The sequence below is a fragment of the Pseudomonas sp. SK3(2021) genome (assembly GCF_016772375.1).
Taxonomy (GTDB): Bacteria; Pseudomonadota; Gammaproteobacteria; order Pseudomonadales; family Pseudomonadaceae; genus Aquipseudomonas; species Aquipseudomonas chlororaphis_I.
Genome location: NZ_CP061943.1, coordinates 3,538,698 through 3,561,881 on the forward strand (window position 1 = coordinate 3,538,698; position 23,184 = coordinate 3,561,881).

The following is a 23,184-nucleotide window of genomic DNA, read 5'->3' on the forward strand; positions in this document are numbered from 1 at the left end:
CATGAGTTCTTGAGACTCCCTTGTTTATCGGAGCCTGTTAAGGCTCATCCTTGCACCGGATCCAGCGTGTTTCGATGCCTGGTACCTCAACCGAACGGCAAGCATTCCCGCCATGTCCTCTGCCTCGAGAGAAAGCTACTGCTCATCCCGACCGGGCATAGGTCAAACACAGAAATTTTTTCGTAAAGGGGGGAAAGTTCACGCGGCTGTTGGTAGCCAGGGATTAGCTCACCGCCCGATCTGGTGTGTGAGCGCTATCCTGTCTTTTTCGCAATGAAACCGGACGAGGAAGTTTCCCGCCACCATGTAGGAAATTTCCTGGGATTTAACTCGGGCCGGCACCTGGATCTGCTCGCATCTATGAAGTCAGTCGACCGGCAGCCCGATGTATTTCTCAAGAACCCGAGCCAGCGCTTCCATTGCCTCGTGCAAGGCATCCACCGACTGAGTCAGGCGCACCCCATCCAGTCCGTTGCAATCGTTCTGCAACTGCTCGCAACACTGAATCAGCCGCTTTGCCTTGATGATCCGAGCACCACCCTTGACCCGATGGGCCAGATCTCCCAGGCCAACCAGATCGTTCTGACTGAAGAGTTTGAGCAGTCGCAGCAAGTCCTCCTCGTTACTACTGGCCAGGTCCTGCAGCAGGCTGTTGATCGAGGCTCGATCGCCACAGGTCAGTTGCTCAAGGCTGCCCAGGTCGATGTCGTCGTCGGAGGGTGTGAGGTCATCGGCCTCGGGCGCCTGCTCGAACGCAGACTCTACCTTGGACAGGCGCGCCATCAGGTCCTTCATGCCGATCGGTTTGAACAGGCAATCGTCCATACCGGCCGCCAGGCAGCGGTCGATCTCTTCCGGCTGGGCATTGGCGGTAAAGCCGAGAATCAGGCAAGGCGTGGCATTCGAGAGTTCCTCTTCGGCACGGATCGCCTTAGCCAGGTCGTAACCGTTCATCACCGGCATATTGCAGTCGGTGATCACCACGTCGAAATGGTGGTTGCGCCAGCTACGCAAACCGTGGGCACCGTCCTGTTCGTCCTGCACGTTGTGCCCGAGATAATTCAACTGCTGCGACAGCAACATGCGGTTGGCCGGGTAATCGTCGACCACCAGTACACTCAATACCTTGCCCGGCTGTACCTCCGCCGGTGCCGGTTTGTCGGTGGGCAACGCAGGCAGTATCGGCAGGTCCAGCAGTACCTCGGTTTGCGTGCCCAGGCCTGGCACGCTGGTCAGGTTCAACTGGCCCTGCATCATCGAACACAGGGTACGGCTGATCATCAACCCCAGCCCCGAGCCCCCTGAAGTGGACTGGCTGTCGGCGCCGGCCTGACTGAACGGAGCAAACAGCTTCAGCTGGTCCTCGGCAGAAATACCAATCCCGGTATCGCGCACCAGCAAGCGGATTCCCAGGCTTTCGCCCGCCTCGTCAAGCCTCGCTTCCACACTGACCAGCACCTGCCCGACGCTGGTGAACTTGATGGCATTGCTCAGCAGGTTGGACAGTACCTGCTTGAGGCGCAGTGGGTCGATCAACACTTCCCGGTCGGCTTGCTCATCGAACTCCAGTACCAACGCCAGCTGTTTTTGCCGCGCCAACCCGTCGAATACCCGTACCACCGATTCGACCAGATCCTTGAATGCAGTCCTTTGCGGGTTCAACGTCAACCGCCCGGACTCGATCCGTACCACATCGAGAATGTCGCCAATCAGGTCGAGCATGCCTCGCGCGGCGCCGGACGCGACTTCAATGGCAAAGCGATCGAGAATGCCATGATCGGCTCTTTTCATCGCCAGCTCAAGCATTCCGACCACCGCGTTCATGGGTGTACGTATTTCATGACTCATGGTCGCCAGGAAGGTGGTCTTGGCCCGGTTGGCGTTCTCCGCCTCGCGCTTGGCCTCCTTAAGCTCTCCGAGCAACTGTTCGCGCTCACTGATATCGATCCAGCCGGCAATGATGCCCTTGACCTCGCCAGCATTGTCGCGAAACGGCAGAATCCAGTGATAGGCCGTAATCGTCCGGCCGTCCGGCAGCATCAGTTGACAGTCTCTGAGCAATTCCTTGCCCGCCGCCATGACCTCTTGGTACTGCTGCTCGAACGCGAGGCTGTATTGCTCTTCGATACCCAGCCCTTCGCTTGGCCGGGTGCCGATGATTTCTTCATGACGGCGGCCGCTGATCTCCAGATAGCGGCTGTTGCAGAGCAACATGCGCGTCTCGCGATCACGCACGTAGATCGGGTGCGGCAAACCGTCGATCAGTACCCGCATGAAGGACATCTGTTCGCTCAGTGCCCGTTCGGCGGCTTCCCGCTTGCGGATCAGGCCCCGCAGATAAAGGATCCAGCCAAGCGCCAGCGATAACAGCACCGCGGTGAGGGCAAAACCGCGCAGGCTGGCCATCCGGCTGGCTCGTGTCTGGCTGGTGTCAACCATGACTTCACTGTTCCAGCGCCCAGTCAGTTCGTTCATTTCTTCTGGTGAGATGCTCATCAGCACCTTGTCCAGAATGGAATACAGCTCCAGTGAGCCACGACTGGTGGCCAACCCCACCAGGGCCGGGCGCAACCCGGCGGCACCGCTGATCCGCAAGCGATCCTGATATTGATTGGAAATAAGGTAGCGAGCCACCACCAGGGTGCTGATCGATGCATCCGCCCGCCCCTCCGCAATCATCGCCATCGAGTCGGCCGTCCCCTGGGACTCCAGCAGAATAATGTCCGGAAAATTCTGCTGAATATAGCTGCGCAGCGTGCTTCTCCTACTGAGCACCAAACGTTTGCCCGCCATTTGATCCAGGCGATCGGGTTGTCCCGCGGCATTGCGACTGACCAGCACATAGGGAGATGTCAGGTAGGGCCGAGTGAAGCGCAATTCGCCTTCAGTTTCGAAATTATGGTTGATCGAGGCGATCAGATCGGCCTTGCCAGTGCGTATAAGCTCACCAAGCTCGCTAAACGTACGGCCGCGTACCACCTCGAACTTCAAGCCGGTACGGCTACTGATTTTATTCAGCACGTCTGAGCTGATGCCACGCAGTTGGCTCTGCTGGTCAAAAAAAGACACAGGCGGGCTGTCCTCGATGACCGCCACCCGCAACCGTGGATGCGCGGTCAACCAGCGCCGCTCGTTGGGGCTGATATCGAGCCTCCCATGGTCGTGCACGGTGATGGCATTGCCTCCCCAACGCCGCATGATGGCTGTGCTTTCCGATGTGGGAACAACCGCCAATGCATGATTGATGATACGTAGTAAAGACTCGTCCCCGGCACGCAAGGCAAAACCGATATTGGTGACTTCCAGGCCAGCAAACTCGGTCAGCTGCACTTCACTCAGAAAATTCCTGTTGATCAGGTACCTGGACGTCAGGGCCCCCCCGACATGCACGTCGGCCTGACCGAACACCACCGCGCTGATGGCATCGAGGTCCGTGGGGTACACCTGCAAGTCGGCCTTAGGGTAGAAAGCCCGGACTTCCCCGCTACTCAGGTAGTACTCGGACATGGACAACCTCTGCCCCTCGAGATCCTTCGGCAGGGCCGTGGTCCGGTCGCTCCGGGTGACCAGCACAGGCTGGTCATCGGTATAAGCACGAGAAATCGCCAACTCGGGATCCGCCGCCTCGAAACCGCTGGCCGAACCCAGCAGATCCAGCTCTCCATGCTTGAGTGCCGCAATCGCTTGCGCCCGGTCCGGAAAACGCAGCACCTGGATCTCGATGCGCAGCATGTCCGCCAACAGCTCCGCATAGTCTGCCGTCAGCCCTTCATAATCCTGTGGGTTGGCAGTCAGATCCAAAGGGGCCGAATCGGTGGCGGCCGTCCCCAGTCGTAACACACGCTTGTCGCGTAACCAACGCCAGTCGGCCTCATCGAGCTTCAATGCCAGGGAGGTTCCATGGGAACGCCCGAACAGCGTCAACGGCTCGATATCGAACGTCATATCGTGGGCAGCAGCGAAAGGGCTCAACATGAGCAGTAGAGCCAAACCACGGAACAGGCGGTTCATTTAAATCAGGTTGTTACGTTTGGCGAAGTCGGCCAGGTATACCACCGACTTCACATTGAGCTTTTCGATCAGGCGGCTTTTATAGGTACTGACCGTCTTGTTGCTGAGCAACATGGCATCACCGATTTCCTTGTTGCTGAAACCCCGCGCGAGTTGCTGCAGGATCGCCAGCTCACGATTGGACAACTGCTGGATCAGGTCCTGTTCGGAGGCCTGGATATCGGCACGACGCACCGAGCTGTTGGTCGCTACCGGGAAATAGCTGTAACCACTCATGACCAGCTTGACAGCCCGGCTCAGCTCCTCCAGGTCACCGGTCTTGGACACATAGCCGACCGCCCCGAGGATCATGCAGCGCTGCGCATAAAAAGAGGCCTCAAGGGAGGTCAGCACCAGAATCTTGCTTGGCAGACTCAGGGCAGCAATGCGGCCAATGACGTCCAGGCCGTCGAGCAGAGGCATGGAAATATCCAACAGGATCAGATCCGGCACATGTTCGCGCGCCAGGTGCAAAGCCTCTACACCGTTACTGGCTTCCGCCACCACTTCGATCTGTTCGGTCTTGAGCAGCATTTTCACAGAAGCACGGATAAACGGATGGTCATCGACTACTAACGCTTTGAGCATAAGGTTCTCTTTTTGAAAAGACGGACAGCACTCTATCAGCGATACGCAACCATGAAATTCAAGCCCCATAAAAGTAGCTCAAATTGCGCATGACAAAATGATGGCGTCAATTTTTTTTAAATCTTGCAGGCATTCGGAGGATGTTGCTTGAGCACGTACTGCTCAAGCCACAACACAAAGTCGGAGCCGGCCATGGGAAGCGCCAGGTGAAAGCCCTGGCCGAAAGTGCAGCCCAGACTGGTCAGGGTGTCGAGAATTTCTTGATTAGCGATCCCTTCGATGACCAGGTCCATTCTCAGCGTGCGGGCCAGCGCCAGGCTGCCGGCAACGATCGCGCGGTTGTCAGGCTCATGCAGGTTCTGCACGAACATACTGTCGAGCTTGAGTTGATCGAATGGCAGATGGGTTAGCAGTTGCAATGAGGAGAAGCCCACGCCGAAATCATCGATAGACAAACCGCAGCCACTCTGGTGCAAACGCTCAAGGTTTTTCCGAGCCGAATCCGGCAGGTCGAGCAAGCTGTTTTCAGACACTTCGAACATCAGGCTGGAGCCTGACAAGCCATGCTCGCGCAAGCGCTGGACAATATGGTCCACCAGTTCGTTGTGTACCAGTTGGGAGGCGGTGAGGTTGAATGCCAGCCCAAGCTCGATTCCTTGCTTATGTAACCGGGCGAGTAGCGACAGGCCCTGGTCCAGAAGCTGCTTGAACATCTCGTCGATCAGGTCATAGGCCAGCACCGCCGCAAGCAGGTCCCTGGGCAGTAACAGCCCTCGGTTCGGGTGATGCCAACGCACCAGGACCTCCGCCCCGAACATCAGGCCATCGCGCAGATTGAACTTCGGCTGATACCAGGCCTGAAAGGCTCCGGTGGCCAGCCCATGGCGTACCTGTTCCTGTGGTATCAGTTCGTTCTCAGGCGTTGGCCGCTCTGGCAGGTAATGTTGCAGTTGAATGAAATCGGCCAGCATTTTTTGCAGGCTCTGCAGTTGCAAGGGTTTGTCGAGAACCCCCAGCAACCTGATCCCGAAAAAGCTCTTCAACTGCGCCACGCTGCGATACAGCTCGGCGTGCAATTCACTGTACATCACCAAGGCCCGCACGTTGCCCAGCTCACAGGCAACCCGCAAGAATTCGTGATTGTCGATCGAACTGTCACTCACATCAAAAAAAATGATGTCGATAACTTCGTGACGATGCAGGTGCGCCACTGCCTGCGCGACACTGTCGACCGACAGGACGGAACCGACCTGCAGGTTCGTCAGGGCCTTGGCCAGCACACCACGTTGAAACGGGTGACGCTCTACTACGAGAACACAATCAGGACGCATCTGGATCAACCGATTCATTACTCAATACGAGATATTGAGGGCTAGTGACGCCCGTCACCTCAGGAAATTTCCCACGCAAATGTAGGAAAATTCCCAGACCAGATAGAAACCATGGCCGATCACAAAAACTCAAGCGAAATCAGCAGAATATCTCCCTTTCAGAGCATTTTCCTACAGCGACAGATACCCCAGCAGCAGGGCCGAACTCGACAAGATACTCAAGTCGGCAATCACGCTGTCCCAACGGTTGTTAATGGCCTGCAACTGGCTGTTGAAGTGATCGTTTTCAGCCACCAATACATCGAGCAGCGTGCGCTTGCCGAGGTTGTACCACTGCTCGTAAAACATCTTGCGCACCCGATCGGTTTCCGTCGACAACCGTTGGTACTCCTGCGCCAGTTGCGCGGTAGTGATCCGGCTCTGGGCCAGGCGGTTTATTTCCTGGCGCAGGTCTTCGCTAGCCTTTTCATACTGCTCGAGCGCCGCGCTCTTGCGGGCCCCGGCCGCCGCCTGGGCCGCTTTGTTGGAGCCTCCGCTGAACGCTTGCCACTGTACGTCGAAACCGACATACCAACCGTTGTCACGGTCCAGGTCGTCATTACCACCGGACAGGCCGTTCTCTTCCTTGCGGGCCACGAGGTTCAACCCTGGCAAGCCGTCGGCCTTAAGTGCCGCGGCGCGGCCGTCTTCCATCTCGGCCTGGGCCTTGAGACGCAGCAACAACGGATGCTTGTCCAGTGCCGCCAGGGCCGTGGTTGGGTCGACCACCAGGCTGTCTTCCAATTCCAGCCCCTCAGGCATGACCGGTGCTTCTTCTCCAAGCAGACGCTGCAACTTGATCCGGGTCAGCTCGCGCTGGTTTTCGATCTGAGTGCGGCTGGCCAATGCCGACAGCAGCTTGGCGCGAGCCTGCACCAACTCGCTGGCCCGGCCCTTGTCGCTTTGCGTAATCTTGGACAGCATGTCGACCCGACTGCTCATCTGCTGCACATAGTCTTCGGCCACCGCCATGCTCTGCTGGTAACGCATCAGGTTGACCAGCCCTGAACTTGTGTCGAACGCCACCTGCTCGCGCTCGACCTGGCCGGTCAACTCCGCCGAGCCCAGCGCAGCCTTGGCGGTGCGCAGTTCACTGGCGTTTTTCCCCCAGTCCCAGACGTTGGTGGTGACACTGAGTGTGCCAGAGGTATCACCCGAGCCGCTCCGGCCAGAGCGGCTGTCATCCCGGGTCAGCGCGGTGTTCATGCCGAGGCGGACCTGCGGCCAGCGCCGTCCCTTGACCTCATCGATGTCGTACCCGGCGGCCGACTGGTTGGCGTTGGCCACGCGCACTTCCGGGCTGTGTTGCAATGCTTTGCCAACCAGGTCCCGCAGCAACGAACGAAGTTCGCTACCAGCGGGCCGCTGACCGTTGCGAATCATCGTCTGCAAGGAGGGGCCAGGCAGTACCGTGATCGTCGAGAGCGAGACCGGGGAATCGACGCCAGCCTTTGCGGGCGCGCTTTCAGCCCGAGCTGCCCTGGGCGCTTGCGTCACCTCGACCGCCGGTTCGGGCACATGCACCTTGGCCGACTGGGCAGGCTCACGCTCGACCTTTTTCTCGACAGCCACCGCCGCGGGTTGGGAGGATGGCTTGTCTTGTACCGCCATGGCGTTCTTTTTCGGGAGGGAGAACCTCGACGCCAAGTCGGTCATTTGCCCAGGGCTAAGCCCTTTGGCCGGTGCGCCCGGCTCGGCCGCGAGCACCAGTGTACCGTTGGCATAAAGGCCCAGAAGCAGGGTTGAAAACAGCGTGGTTCTAGCGAATTTCAGTGTTGGAATGTTCACATTATCTTTCCCGGAAAGCTTCACGAGCCTTCATGACCGGTTTGAGCAAATACGACAGGACCGTCTTTTCCCCAGTTTTGATATCCACGCTGGCGACCATCCCGGGGATGATCGGGAAGGAACGCCCGTGCGCTTCCAGCGCGGCGCGGTCAGTACGTACATAAACTTTGTAATAGGTCGGGTTTTCCCGGCCGACCCGCGCCTTGGTTTCGTCGAACAGCGTGTCCGGGCTGATGTGTTCGACCTTGCCGCTCAACCCGCCGTAGATCGAATAGTCGTAGGCGGTAATCTTCACCGTCGCGGCAAGCCCCGGGTGGATAAACGCCACATCGGCGGGCTGGATCTTGACTTCCACCAGCAAACGGTCCTCCAGCGGGATCAGGGTCATGATTTCAGCCCCCTGCTGGATCACCCCTCCGCGGGTGGTGATGCGAATGTTATTGACCGTGCCGCGCACGGGCGCGGTGATCGAGGTGCGATTCATCACGTCTTCGCGCCCCTTGAGCACTTCCAGCGCCTGCGCCAGTTCGCTCTCCAGGCGTGTCAATTCATTGTTGGCCTCCGAGCGAAAGCGGTTGAGGCGATCGGTGATCTGCAGATTGAATTCATTGGCCTGGCGCCGCAGGCGCATGATTTCCACTTCCGACACCAGCCCCTGTTGCGCCATGGGCGCCGACAACCGGACCTCGCTTTCGGCCAGTTCCAGGCTGCGGCGCAATGCCTTGACACTGTCCTGGAGGGTACGTTGCCGGGCGTTATAGGCTTGTGTCTCGTCACGGACGATAGAAGCGCTCTGCCGGATCTCCTCCGGGAACTCCAGTGGCGTGTCATAGGCTTCCGCGCGCAAGCGAGCGATCGCGCCCTTGAGGCCTTGCACCCGCGACAAGGATTCGCCGTAGTTGGCACCCACCCGGGTAGGGTCGATTTTCAGCAGCGCCTGCCCCTGCTCCACCACCTGCCCTTCCTGGACATACAACTCCTTCATGATCCCGCCTTCCAGGCTCTGGATAATCTGTTCGCGGCTGGCGGGAATCACCCGTCCATCGCCCCGGGTCACCTCCTCCACCCGGGCCAGGTGAGCCCATACCAGCCCCGCCGCTACCGTGGCCGCCATCAGCCATAGCACCAGCACACTGGCGGGCGTTTTCTGCTCGATCAGCGCCCCCTGCAAATCACGCATGAACGACTCGTCTTCGGCGCGTACGGCATATGCCTGCTTAACCGCCAATGCGGGTCTATCCGCTCCGAGCAAGCTCTTGAGTTTTTTCAACGACATGCGCCAGTCACCTGCAAAAAAGTAGAGCCAAGAAGTGCCTGGGAGATCATTGCAAGCTGCCAACAGGCGCGGTTGCGCCCTGACTGTTGCCATTGAGGGCGGCAATGACCCGATCTTTCGGCCCGTCGGCGACCAGATGGCCGTCCTCCAGCACAATCAGGCGCTCCACGAGGCTGAGCATCGACATGCGATGAGTGACAATGACCAGGGTGTGGTTCTGGCTCAGCTCACTGAGCTGGCGAATAAACTGCGCTTCGCTCAACCCGTCCATCGCACTGGTGGGCTCATCCAGCAACAGGATCTTCGGTTCCAGCATCAGGCAACGGGCCAGGGCAATCAGCTGGCGCTGGCCGCCGGACAGGTTATGGCCCATCTCCCCCACCGGCATCTCGTAGCCCTGGGGATGGCGCGCGGCGATGCGATCCAGGCCAGTCATGCGGGCAATCCGCAAAAAATGCTGGGTGCTGGCGCCTGGGTTGCCAATCATTACGTTGTCACGCAGGGAACCATAGAACAGCTGGCAGTCCTGGCCGACATAACCAACAGCCGCCCGCCAGTCCGCAGGGTCCACTTGCGAGGCGTCCACGCCGTCGATGGCCAGACGGCCTTCGCTCTGGCGGTACAAGCGGGCCATCAGCTTGAGCAAGGTCGACTTGCCGCTGCCGATGTTGCCGAGGATCACCAACCGCTCACCGGCATTGATCGTCAGGTTGATGCTGTCCAGAGCCTTGGGCACAGCCAGCGCGCCCGGTACTGGATAGGAGTAGCTGACATTCTGCAGGCTGAGGCTGCCGTCAAAACGCGGTGCCGAAAGAAACACCGCGCTGCGTTCTCGCTCCAGGGGCAGGCTCATCAATTTGTTCAACGACTTCATGCCTGCCTTGGCCTGCTGGAAGCGCACGGCCAGGCCGACCACCGCCCCCAGCGGTTGCAACGAGCGGCCAGAGAGGATCACCACCCCGATCATCGCGCCCATGCTCAACTCGCCGGCATGGATCAGGTACACCCCCCAGAGCACGATCAGCACCGTGGAAATCTGCTGCACGAACATGACGAAATTGGTGATCAGGCTCGACAGGAACCGACTCTTCATCGCCGAGGCGGTGGCCAGAGCACTGAAGTCGTCCCAACGTTTTTGCATGACCCCTTCGCCGCGGGAGGCCTTGAGGGCTTCCAGGCCCTCCAGGGTTTCGATCAACAGCCCCTGGCGTAGGGAAATCTCTCGGATGTTTTCCTGCATGTAGCGCGACAATGGCCACTGGCAGGCAACGCTGAGCAGCAGAATGATGGGCACCGCCAGTAAGGGAACCAGGACCAGAGGGCCGCCGATCAGGTAAATGATGCCCAGGAACAGTATGCAAAATGGCAGGTCCGACAGAGTCGCCAGGGTCGCGGAAGTGACAAAGTCACGCACCGCTTCGTATTCGCGAAACTGGTTGGCAAAAGCCCCGGACGAACCCGGCTTGCTTTCCAGGCGCAACGCCATGACCTGGCGAAACAGCCGCGCACCAATGATCAGGTCGGCTTTTTTCCCGGCGACGTCCAGCAGGTAGGCGCGGATCTGCCGCGACGCGAACTCCAGGCTGACCGCAATCAATACGCCAACGGCCATGGACCATAACGAGACATATGCCTGGGTCGGCACCACGCGGTCGTAGACGTTCATGGTGAAGAAGGTGATGGCCAGGGTCAGGATATTGGCCAGCAGCGCCGCGAGTGCCGCGCTGTAGAAATAAAAGCGATACCGCCAGAGCACCGCAAACAACCAGTGCGACTTACCCTGATCCTGGAACAGCAGATCGTTTTCACTGCGGGCATCGAGCTTCGGCAACACGCTGGTCAACAGGAAGTAGCCTGCGCACTGCGCTTGTACTTGCGCCTCGCTCAGCGTGACCTGGCCCCGGTGTTCAGGAAGAATGACATCGTAGGTCACGCTACCCAGTTGCACATTGCGCTTGAGCAACAGGCAATAGCTACCGTCCTGACATACCTGAACCGCCGGAAACAAGTAGTCGGACAGTTGCGGCAGCGCCCGTTGCACCCACCCGCCCTTGATCCCGACCTGCTCGAGCATGCGGATTGCCAACACTGGAGACAGTTGTTTGTCTCGGGGCAAACCGGCATACAGCACTGTTTCGCTGACTTCCTTGTTATAGAGCTCACACAGTGAGCGTATGGCCGATAGTAAAGAGTCCGATTGCTCTTCGATCTGCTCGGCCATCTGACTCAAGGCCTGGTTTTTTAAAGCTTCGTTATCCACAACGACAAGACTCCTGCATGACTGATACCTGGAAGTACTACCCCGCGAGGTTCAAGTACCCGACTCTGAAAAAATGAATATCGCGAACCTGCCCTTCCCTCTGCGACTTGCATACCGCCGTCTCGGTTAGTGCAGTTCGGCACTCGCTGGATACACAAGGACAGTCACACAGCAGAGTCAGCTCCGTAAATAAAGGGCATCGATACAGCGAGGAGAATGATGGAGAGTTCCTGGCTTATTGCTTGCAGGAACGTTCCGAGGGCTGCGTAGGAAATTTCCTACGAAAAAGAAAGGCGAGGCCGGCGCCCAAGAAAGCGGACATAGCCGCAAGTGCTATACATCGACAAGACCGATAGTTATTTACAGGTTTAACCCAATCCAGATCGAGGCCGTACGCAGCACTAGGGACACGACATGGCAGTAAGATAGAAAGCACGAGGCCACGGCTTGACGATATTCAATCATCAAGCCGTGGCATCAAGGCGATCAAACGCTAATATATTGCCCGCTTACGCCCAGACAACATTGATGCCCTGTTCGATCAGTAGCTGCCCCTTGAAGTCCCCTACACTGTTGTAAATGTCATAGCTGTGACCGTACGAATTGACTGTTGCGACCTTGGTTGTTATCCAGTCTTTGCGCCCCTGCACTTCAACTGTGTTATCAGCGGAACCATCAATAACCAGTTGATGACGCTTGATACTTTCCGGGTCCAGACCACCACTGAATGTGTCCTTGTTGACCTGGGCAATACCGGCACTCATATCCATTACATCTTTCAACTCCAAGGTCAGCTTGGCTTTCGTGTCGCGAAGATCAAGTCGCTCAATGTTAGCCAGGCGAGAGAGACCTACACCACTACGAATAGTGCCTATCCCCGCATTGGAAATCTCCGTAAGGTCCACTGCCGTTACATCCTTGTCGAACTTCAGGGTATCGACGCCGTTACCACCATCGACCCGAGCCAAGCGGCCATTGAGTCCGGCTTTAGTATCAAACCCGGTTGCAAGCCGAGCCAGGTTGTCGCTGTTAAGCACGATGATGTCATCCCCGGAGCCTGAGTAGATGACATCCGTTCCTCCATTGCCCACGATGTAGTCACGCCCTGCCGTACCCGCAATAAAGTTGCTCGACTCATCGCCCTTGGCCAGACCGTTGATAACTTTGTAAGAGGGTTCCGCGCCAAGAGAGCTTCCCCCCATATAAAGCTTGCCCTTGGCTTCGTACGACCCTACATAAACATCCGCCAAACCATCGCCGTTGATATCGATACGACCCGCTAGCGTCGCCCCGTCAGCCTGAGCGCGAGGAACAACAACGCCTTGCTTTGCCGTCAGGTTCTTCACATCAATGGTGTCCGTACTGGCCTGACCGAAGATGATGTAAGAGTTGGAGTAGTTCTTCTTGACCTGTCGGGTCAGCCCCTGGAAATCGGGTTTGCTGGCATCGAAGGCATTGCCGTAGGTGGTATAGGCAAAATCCGCAAGGCCATCACCATTGACGTCACCAATGCCCCGGATGTCGCTATGGGTCGTAACCTGAGTGCTCGCCCACGACGTATCCACGGCAAACCCACGGTTGTTATTTTTCAACCATGAAGCTTCCAAGATAATATTGTTGCCTGACGCCACAGGCCCGCCGAATACCACAAACACATTCCTCCCATCCTGCACAGCGACATCGCCATAACCGTCGCCATTGGCATCACCAATGCCGCTGACAGCCTGAACCTGATTAAGCTCTCTCGAGGTCGGACCAGTCCGCCATTCCAAGTCGGACGAATACGTTATTTCTCCTCGTTTGTTATTGCCAAAAGTGATACCCCGAGCGGTGACTATATCGCCCACCCCATCGCCGTTGAAATCTCCGGCGGAGGTGACGTACTGAGCACCACTGTACGCGGCATCCATGCTTCCGTTTTTTTCACCCAATGGTGTTCCGAAGGTAAAACCCTCGATGTAATCAGCAGGAGCGGGCTTGTCAGTGATCAGAGGGTTACCGAATCGAATAGCGGTCTTGGGCGTGCTCTTCTCCCCAGACGCTCCCTTTGCACCAAACACCACATCCATCAGCCCGTCACCGTCCAGGTCGCCGGCAGAAGCGACAAAATACGGTCTTTTGTCTGGTATGAAGATCGACTTTTGCCAACCTGCATCGACTGAGGTACCTCCCAAGTACAAACGGGCATACCCCTCACGGGTACCATCGGAGTCACTGTCTATGGTAGTGATGTCGTTGAACCCATCACCGTTGATATCCCCGACTCCCGCCTGGTGATAAGCGGTCCTATTGCCATCCAGCCACAGGAAAACCTTGGGAGCTTCCTTTCCGACGTACTCGCCTCCACGTAGCGCACCTATCGTGCTGTCCTTGAAGACACCACTGGCAATATCATCGAAGCCATCGCCATTGATGTCTCCCGCACTATCCGCCGACCAGACATAGTTGATATCAACGATCCTCGGTATCTCCGTTGGTCCTGTGATATCGATCACGACAGGGGCCGAAGCAAGGCCGACGGATGAAACCGCATCCATCGCTTTCGCATACAGGGTATGCACACGATTGGCTAGAAACTCAGTGGTCATGGACCACGAGCCGAATTGATCAGCCTTGGTTCGCCCGACCTCAACCTCGTTTCCATCGGAGTTTTGGGTGTAGAGAATGACCGTTGAATTAGCCTCTGCCTTGCCTTTGAGGTCAGGTGTGTTATCGCTGGTTTTTTTGTCCGCCGGTAGCTGAATGGCATTGCTGGTGCCCGCTTGCGTTACTGTGACCAGATCGATAGTCGGTGCTTGCGGTGGCAGGGTATCGATGGTCAGGCTCGTGGTCGCAGAGGCCTTAGTTATATCTAATGCGTTGCGGATTTCCAGTGTGTAATCGTGAACGCCATCGCTGGTGACAGGCAATGTGAAATGCCATACCCCATCTATGGGGCTCACTACTGCTACGCCCACCTTGACGCCCTGACTCATGATAATCAGTTGATCGGTCTTCCCCACTCCCTCGGACTTGCCCGTCAACTCCGGCGTATTGTCGTTGGTGGCTATGCTGGTCAGCTTGAATCCTTCGTCAGGCGCCACATTATCGATATAACCATCGATCGTCAGGCTATAGGCCACATTGGGGTTACCGAGGTAGGTGCCCTCTGTCACGGTACTTGAACTACCTGCATCATTGATCGCCACCGCGCTGAACTTGGCGGCTTCTTGTGGCGCATCACTGGTCAGGCTGAACCGACCAGCCCCATCGGTCCTCACCTCCTTGACAGTACCGTCAGGGAACGTCAGTTGCACCTTCATATTGGCGGGTGCGGTGCCCTTGATAGTGAGTAGCCCGGTGACAGGATCAGTGCCGGCTTCCGTAAACACTGGCGCGTCTGGTGCTGGAACAGGTACAAAAGGTAGGGTTGCCGCTGGGCTTTCGTTGCCTGCTGCATCCTTGGCGGTCGAGCTGATGGTACCGGCGGTTTTCTGCGCCGTGGTACTGGTTAGCGTGAAGTCACCATTAGCTTTCGCCAAGACCGAGCCTTGGGTGCCATCAGTAAATGTCACCGTGACCGTGCTGTTGGGCTCGGCCTTGCCACTGACCTTGACCGTGCCATCCGGTTGGGTCACCGCCGTCAGCCCCGTCGGAGCCTCCGGAGCCTTGGTGTCGACGCCATTGCTGGCAGTGAATTCCACCTGTGCGGGCGCACCGGTATTGCCGGCGGCATCGGTCGCGGTCGCCGTGACCGTGCCGTTAGGTTGTGGCGTGGCGCTGACCAGTTCGAAGCTGCCGTCTGGGCCGGCCTTGGTTTCCTGGGTAGTGCCATCTGGCAACGTCACTTTCACGGTGCTGTTGGGCTCGGCCTTGCCGCTGACCTTGGCCGTGCCATCCGGTTGGGTCACCGCCGTCAGCCCCGTCGGAGCCTCCGGAGCCTTGGTGTCGACGCCATTGCTGGCAGTGAATTCCACCTGTGCGGGCGCACCGGTATTGCCGGCGGCATCGGTCGCGGTCGCCGTGACCGTGCCGTTAGGTTGTGGCGTGGCGCTGACCAGTTCGAAGCTGCCGTCCGGGCCGGCCTTGGTTTCCTGGGTAGTGCCATCTGGCAACGTCACTTTCACGGTGCTGTTGGGCTCGGCCTTGCCGCTGACCTTGGCCGTGCCATCCGGTTGGGTCACCGCCGTCAGTCCCGTCGGAGCCTCCGGAGCCTTGGTGTCGACGCCATTGCTGGCGGTGAACTCCACCTGTGCGGGCGCACCGGTATTGCCGGCGGCATCGGTCGCGGTCGCCGTGACCGTGCCGTTGGGTTGTGGCGTGGCGCTGACCAGTTCGAAGCTGCCGTCTGGGCCGGCCTTGGTTTCCTGGGTAGTGCCATCTGGCAACGTCACGTTCACGGTGCTGTTGGGCTCGGCCTTGCCGCTGACCTTGGCCGTGCCATCCGGTTGGGTCACCGCCGTCAGTCCCGTCGGAGCCTCCGGAGCCTTGGTGTCGACGCCATTGCTGGCGGTGAACTCCACCTGTGCGGGCGCACCGGTATTGCCGGCGGCATCGGTCGCGGTCGCCGTGACCGTGCCGTTAGGTTGTGGCGTGGCGCTGACCAGTTCGAAGCTGCCGTCCGGGCCGGCCTTGGTTTCCTGGGTAGTGCCATCTGGCAACGTCACTTTCACGGTGCTGTTGGGCTCGGCCTTGCCGCTGACCTTGGCCGTGCCATCCGGTTGGGTCACCGCCGTCAGCCCCGTCGGAGCCTCCGGAGCCTTGGTGTCGACGCCATTGCTGGCAGTGAATTCCACCTGTGCGGGCGCACCGGTATTGCCGGCGGCATCGGTCGCGGTCGCCGTGACCGTGCCGTTAGGTTGTGGCGTGGCGCTGACCAGTTCGAAGCTGCCGTCCGGGCCGGCCTTGGTTTCCTGGGTAGTGCCATCTGGCAACGTCACTTTCACGGTGCTGTTGGGCTCGGCCTTGCCGCTGACCTTGGCCGTGCCATCCGGTTGGGTCACCGCCGTCAGCCCCGTCGGAGCCTCCGGAGCCTTGGTGTCGACGCCATTGCTGGCAGTGAATTCCACCTGTGCGGGCGCACCGGTATTGCCGGCGGCATCGGTCGCGGTCGCCGTGACCGTGCCGTTAGGTTGTGGCGTGGCGCTGACCAGTTCGAAGCTGCCGTCTGGACCCGCCTTGGTTTCCTGGGTAGTGCCATCCGGCAACGTCACGTTCACGGTGCTGTTGGGCTCGGCCTTGCCGCTGACCTTGGCCGTGCCATCCGGTTGGGTCACCGCCGTCAGTCCCGTCGGAGCCTCCGGAGCCTTGGTGTCGACGCCATTGCTGGCAGTGAATTCCACCTGTGCGGGCGCACCGGTATTGCCGGCGGCATCGGTCGCGGTCGCCGTGACCGTGCCGTTAGGTTGTGGCGTGGCGCTGACCAGTTCGAAGCTGCCGTCTGGGCCGGCCTTGGTTTCCTGGGTAGTGCCATCCGGCAACGTCACGTTCACGGTGCTGTTGGGCTCGGCCTTGCCGCTGACCTTGGCCGTGCCATCCGGTTGGGTCACCGCCGTCAGCCCCGTCGGAGCCTCCGGAGCCTTGGTGTCGACGCCATTGCTGGCAGTGAATTCCACCTGTGCGGGCGCACCGGTATTGCCGGCGGCATCGGTCGCGGTCGCCGTGACCGTGCCGTTAGGTTGTGGCGTGGCGCTGACCAGTTCGAAGCTGCCGTCCGGGCCGGCCTTGGTTTCCTGGGTAGTGCCATCTGGCAACGTCACTTTCACGGTGCTGTTGGGCTCGGCCTTGCCGCTGACCTTGGCCGTGCCATCCGGTTGGGTCACCGCCGTCAGCCCCGTCGGAGCCTCCGGAGCCTTGGTGTCGACGCCATTGCTGGCAGTGAATTCCACCTGTGCGGGCGCACCGGTATTGCCGGCGGCATCGGTCGCGGTCGCCGTGACCGTGCCGTTAGGTTGTGGCGTGGCGCTGACCAGTTCGAAGCTGCCGTCTGGGCCGGCCTTGGTTTCCTGGGTAGTGCCATCCGGCAACGTCACGTTCACGGTGCTGTTGGGCTCGGCCTTGCCGCTGACCTTGGCCGTGCCATCCGGTTGGGTCACCGCCGTCAGCCCCGTCGGAGCCTCCGGAGCCTTGGTGTCGACGCCATTGCTGGCAGTGAATTCCACCTGTGCGGGCGCACCGGTATTGCCGGCGGCATCGGTCGCGGTCGCCGTGACCGTGCCGTTAGGTTGTGGCGTGGCGCTGACCAGTTCGAAGCTGCCGTCTGGGCCGGCCTTGGTTTCCTGGGTAGTGCCATCCGGCAACGTCACGTTCACGGTGCTGTTGGGCTCGGCCTTGCCGCTGACCTTGGCCGTGCCATCCGGTTGGGTCACCGCCGTCAGTCCCGTCGGAGCCTCCGGAGCCTTGGTGTCGACGCCATTGCTGGCAGTGAATTCCACCTGTGCGGGCGCACCGGTATTGCCGGCGGCATCGGTCGCGGTCGCCGTGACCGTGCCGTTAGGTTGTGGCGTGGCGCTGACCAGTTCGAAGCTGCCGTCTGGACCCGCCTTGGTTTCCTGGGTAGTGCCATCTGGCAACGTCACTTTCACGGTGCTGTTGGGCTCGGCCTTGCCGCTGACCTTGGCCGTGCCATCCGGTTGGGTCACCGCCGTCAGTCCCGTCGGAGCCTCCGGAGCCTTGGTGTCGACGCCATTGCTGGCAGTGAATTCCACCTGTGCGGGCGCACCGGTATTGCCGGCGGCATCGGTCGCGGTCGCCGTGACCGTGCCGTTAGGTTGTGGCGTGGCGCTGACCAGTTCGAAGCTGCCGTCTGGGCCGGCCTTGGTTTCCTGGGTAGTGCCATCTGGCAACGTCACTTTCACGGTGCTGTTGGGCTCGGCCTTGCCGCTGACCTTGGCCGTGCCATCCGGTTGGGTCACCGCCGTCAGTCCCGTCGGAGCCTCCGGAGCCTTGGTGTCGACGCCATTGCTGGCGGTGAACTCCACCTGTGCGGGCGCACCGGTATTGCCGGCGGCATCGGTCGCGGTCGCCGTGACCGTGCCGTTGGGTTGTGGCGTGGCGCTGACCAGTTCGAAGCTGCCGTCTGGGCCGGCCTTGGTTTCCTGGGTAGTGCCATCTGGCAACGTCACGTTCACGGTGCTGTTGGGCTCGGCCTTGCCGCTGACCTTGGCCGTGCCATCCGGTTGGGTCACCGCCGTCAGTCCCGTCGGAGCCTCCGGAGCCTTGGTGTCGACGCCATTGCTGGCGGTGAACTCCACCTGTGCGGGCGCACCGGTATTGCCGGCGGCATCGGTCGCGGTCGCCGTGACCGTGCCGTTAGGTTGTGGCGTGGCGCTGACCAGTTCGAAGCTGCCGTCCGGGCCGGCCTTGGTTTCCTGGGTAGTGCCATCTGGCAACGTCACTTTCACGGTGCTGTTGGGCTCGGCCTTGCCGCTGACCTTGGCCGTGCCATCCGGTTGGGTCACCGCCGTCAGCCCCGTCGGAGCCTCCGGAGCCTTGGTGTCGACGCCATTGCTGGCAGTGAATTCCACCTGTGCGGGCGCACCGGTATTGCCGGCGGCATCGGTCGCGGTCGCCGTGACCGTGCCGTTAGGTTGTGGCGTGGCGCTGACCAGTTCGAAGCTGCCGTCCGGGCCGGCCTTGGTTTCCTGGGTAGTGCCATCTGGCAACGTCACTTTCACGGTGCTGTTGGGCTCGGCCTTGCCGCTGACCTTGGCCGTGCCATCCGGTTGGGTCACCGCCGTCAGCCCCGTCGGAGCCTCCGGAGCCTTGGTGTCGACGCCATTGCTGGCAGTGAATTCCACCTGTGCGGGCGCACCGGTATTGCCGGCGGCATCGGTCGCGGTCGCCGTGACCGTGCCGTTAGGTTGTGGCGTGGCGCTGACCAGTTCGAAGCTGCCGTCTGGACCCGCCTTGGTTTCCTGGGTAGTGCCATCCGGCAACGTCACGTTCACGGTGCTGTTGGGCTCGGCCTTGCCGCTGACCTTGGCCGTGCCATCCGGTTGGGTCACCGCCGTCAGTCCCGTCGGAGCCTCCGGAGCCTTGGTGTCGACGCCATTGCTGGCAGTGAATTCCACCTGTGCGGGCGCACCGGTATTGCCGGCGGCATCGGTCGCGGTCGCCGTGACCGTGCCGTTAGGTTGTGGCGTGGCGCTGACCAGTTCGAAGCTGCCGTCTGGGCCGGCCTTGGTTTCCTGGGTAGTGCCATCCGGCAACGTCACGTTCACGGTGCTGTTGGGCTCGGCCTTGCCGCTGACCTTGGCCGTGCCATCCGGTTGGGTCACCGCCGTCAGCCCCGTCGGAGAGTCTGGTGCCTGGGCATCGCCAGTATTATTGGCGGTGTAGCTGCCCGTCACCGACTCGCCTTTATTGCCCGCCGCATCGCTGACGGTGGTGGTGAATTCGCCATTTGGCTGTGGCGTCTTGCTGGTCAGTTCGAAACTGCCATCCGGCTTGGTCACGGTCGTGCCCGTACTGCCGTCCGGGAATTTCACTTCCACGGTGCTGCCCGGCTCGGCCTTGCCGTTAACGGTCATCTTGCCGTCGGACTCGGTGCTGGCCACCAGGTCGCTTGCCTTGCCCGGCGGCGTGGTGTCGGAGACCGGATCGGCGGTGTAGCTGCCCGTCACCGACTCGCCTTTATTGCCCGCCGCGTCGCTGACGGTGGTGGTGAATTCGCCATTTGGCTGTGGCGTCTTGCTGGTCAGTTCGAAACTGCCATCCGGCTTGGTCACGGTCGTGCCCGTACTGCCGTCCGGGAATTTCACTTCCACGGTGCTGCCCGGCTCGGCCTTGCCGTTAACGGTCATCTTGCCGTCGGACTCGGTGCTGGCCACCAGGTCGCTTGCCTTGCCCGGCGGCGTGGTGTCGGAGACCGGATCGGCGGTGTAGCTGCCCGTCACCGACTCGCCTTTATTGCCCGCCGCGTCGCTGACGGTGGTGGTGAATTCGCCATTTGGCTGTGGCGTCTTGCTGGTCAGTTCGAAACTGCCATCCGGCTTGGTCACGGTCGTGCCCGTACTGCCGTCCGGGAATTTCACTTCCACGGTGCTGCCCGGCTCGGCCTTGCCGTTAACGGTCATCTTGCCGTCGGACTCGGTGCTGGCCACCAGGTCGCTTGCCTTGCCCGGCGGCGTGGTGTCGGAGACCGGATCGGCGGTGTAGCTGCCCGTCACCGACTCGCCTTTATTGCCCGCCGCGTCGCTGACGGTGGTGGTGAATTCGCCATTTGGCTGTGGCGTCTTGCTGGTCAGTTCGAAACTGCCATCCGGCTTGGTCACGGTCGTGCCCGTACTGCCGTCCGGGAATTTCACTTCCACGGTGCTGCCCGGCTCGGCCTTGCCGTTAACGGTCATCTTGCCGTCGGACTCGGTGCTGGCCACCAGGTCGCTTGCCTTGCCCGGCGGCGTGGTGTCGGAGACCGGATCGGCGGTGTAGCTGCCCGTCACCGACTCGCCTTTATTGCCCGCCGCGTCGCTGACGGTGGTGGTGAATTCGCCATTTGGCTGTGGCGTCTTGCTGGTCAGTTCGAAACTGCCATCCGGCTTGGTCACGGTCGTGCCCGTACTGCCGTCCGGGAATTTCACTTCCACGGTGCTGCCCGGCTCGGCCTTGCCGTTAACGGTCATCTTGCCGTCGGACTCGGTGCTGGCCACCAGGTCGCTTGCCTTGCCCGGCGGCGTGGTGTCGGAGACCGGATCGGCGGTGTAGCTGCCCGTCACCGACTCGCCTTTATTGCCCGCCGCGTCGCTGACGGTGGTGGTGAATTCGCCATTTGGCTGTGGCGTCTTGCTGGTCAGTTCGAAACTGCCATCCGGCTTGGTCACGGTCGTGCCCGTACTGCCGTCCGGGAATTTCACTTCCACGGTGCTGCCCGGCTCGGCCTTGCCGTTAACGGTCATCTTGCCGTCGGACTCGGTGCTGGCCACTAGGTCGCTTGCCTTGCCCGGCGGCGTGGTGTCGGAGACCGGATCGGCGGTGTAGCTGCCCGTCACCGACTCGCCTTTATTGCCCGCCGCATCGCTGACGGTGGTGGTGAATTCGCCATTTGGCTGTGGCGTCTTGCTGGTCAGTTCGAAACTGCCATCCGGCTTGGTCACGGTCGTGCCCGTACTGCCGTCCGGGAATTTCACTTCCACGGTGCTGCCCGGCTCGGCCTTGCCGTTAACGGTCATCTTGCCGTCGGACTCGGTGCTGGCCACCAGGTCGCTTGCCTTGCCCGGCGGCGTGGTGTCGGAGACCGGATCGGCGGTGTAGCTGCCCGTCACCGACTCGCCTTTATTGCCCGCCGCGTCGCTGACGGTGGTGGTGAATTCGCCATTTGGCTGTGGCGTCTTGCTGGTCAGTTCGAAACTGCCATCCGGCTTGGTCACGGTCGTGCCCGTACTGCCGTCCGGGAATTTCACTTCCACGGTGCTGCCCGGCTCGGCCTTGCCGTTAACGGTCATCTTGCCGTCGGACTCGGTGCTGGCCACCAGGTCGCTTGCCTTGCCCGGCGGCGTGGTGTCGGAGACCGGATCGGCGGTGTAGCTGCCCGTCACCGACTCGCCTTTATTGCCCGCCGCGTCGCTGACGGTGGTGGTGAATTCGCCATTTGGCTGTGGCGTCTTGCTGGTCAGTTCGAAACTGCCATCCGGCTTGGTCACGGTCGTGCCCGTACTGCCGTCCGGGAATTTCACTTCCACGGTGCTGCCCGGCTCGGCCTTGCCGTTAACGGTCATCTTGCCGTCGGACTCGGTCTTGGTTACCAGGCCGCTCGCTTGCTCCGGCGGCGTGGTGTCGACAGCCTCGGGAGGAGTGCCGTCGGATCCGCCATGATGATTACCTGAGCCCCCCTTGCCACGTTGAAACAGCGCAATAGCGCCCAGCGCCGCACCGCCCAGCAGCAGCCCTTTGCTCAGAGGTGTCAGCCCGTTGAGGGCCGCGCTCAGCTTGCCCAGTACCGAACCATCGGCTAACGCCTCGGCCGCCGTTTGCTGAAAAGGCTCATAGCTCACCGCCAGTTGGTCCCCCAGACCGACCGGTTCACTGATAAAGACTTCGACTAACTGTCCGTCTTCATTGATGACCAGCGAGTTGTCTTGCCCTTCGAACTTGTCAAAGTAGTTCTTGATGACCAGTTTTTCGTTTCCGGCTAACTCAATCACCAGCGACTGACCTTTACGGGTCATTTGCTTGATAGAAGCCCGGCCAACCCCAAGCACCACCACCGAAGCGGACTCAAGCACAATCTCCGGGCCGCTGACGGCGGCCTGAGTCTGGGCCTTTTTATCGAATACAAATACTTCGGTCATCGTAGATCCTTTTCAACAGCATATTCATAAGAGCCAACCGTCTCGTCCGATCCAATCCGTACGTCCAGTGACTTGCCGGGTCTGCTCGCGCTTTAAAGGCACTTCAGAAACACGGCATCTCGAACAGCACGGATGGACCGACAAGGACATCGTCGGAGTTTTGTCCACCTGACGGTTATGGATACGCTAGATAATGATTGCTGTGTCTGAGTCCGCATGACAGGAAGCTTCCTACAGAATTGTAGGAAATTTCCTAGAATGCCAAAGAGGAATAGCAAGCCCAGCGGCCACTTCATGGCGCTGGCCGAGGTCGGGGACATTTTTTGCCCGAGGCCCGCTTGGCCTTGCATCAGGCAGCCCATGCGATGGTTGTGGACAGATGTCGGGACACGGGGAAGTCAGCTGCAATATTTTTCTCAAACAAAAACCACCAGCCCCAAGGATCAGCACTTTCAAGGCTCTCGCTTAGAGTCCCCCAAAACTCCAGTCAGGACGACGAGACAATGTGGGTAGAGGTTCTAGCGCAGCGTTGCCCCCTCTCAGTGATTTTTTCACCGCCATCCCGTTCTCGAACGCCGCATAAAC

The 23,184-nt window shown here is 60.1% G+C and carries 7 protein-coding genes; all 7 read right to left on the reverse strand.

All coding sequences use genetic code 11. The features are described 5' to 3' along the window. Positions 1-366 precede the first annotated feature (366 nt). Complete coding sequence (locus IF690_RS15760; RefSeq protein ID WP_202696386.1) at positions 367-4,011, reverse strand: transporter substrate-binding domain-containing protein; 3,645 nt, start codon at positions 4,009-4,011, stop codon at positions 367-369. Then, on the reverse strand, positions 4,012-4,638 hold the full coding sequence (locus IF690_RS15765) for a response regulator transcription factor (protein ID WP_202696387.1): 627 nt from the start codon (positions 4,636-4,638) through the stop codon (positions 4,012-4,014). A gap of 116 nt (positions 4,639-4,754) precedes the next feature. Then, positions 4,755-5,987, reverse strand: coding sequence for an EAL domain-containing response regulator (locus IF690_RS15770; protein WP_202696388.1), 1,233 nt, complete (start codon positions 5,985-5,987; stop codon positions 4,755-4,757). 153 nt (positions 5,988-6,140) lie between these two features. Further along, positions 6,141-7,820 carry a TolC family protein gene (locus tag IF690_RS15775; protein ID WP_202696389.1) on the reverse strand — a complete coding sequence of 560 codons (1,680 nt, stop codon included), beginning with the start codon at positions 7,818-7,820 and terminating at the stop codon, positions 6,141-6,143. Next, positions 7,798-8,976, reverse strand: coding sequence for an HlyD family type I secretion periplasmic adaptor subunit (locus IF690_RS15780; RefSeq protein ID WP_252189484.1), 1,179 nt, complete (start codon positions 8,974-8,976; stop codon positions 7,798-7,800). The genes IF690_RS15775 and IF690_RS15780 overlap by 23 nt, the downstream gene beginning before the upstream one ends. Positions 8,977-9,118: 142 nt before the next feature. Beyond that, the gene (locus IF690_RS15785; protein ID WP_252189485.1) at positions 9,119-11,332 is read right to left on the reverse strand and encodes a type I secretion system permease/ATPase; all 2,214 of its coding nucleotides are present in this window, start codon (positions 11,330-11,332) and stop codon (positions 9,119-9,121) included. Positions 11,333-11,841: 509 nt separating this feature from the next. Continuing rightward, positions 11,842-22,599, reverse strand: a complete 10,758-nt coding sequence (locus tag IF690_RS15790) for an Ig-like domain-containing protein (protein WP_202696391.1) — start codon at positions 22,597-22,599, stop codon at positions 11,842-11,844. Between the last annotated feature and the right edge of the window lie 585 nt (positions 22,600-23,184).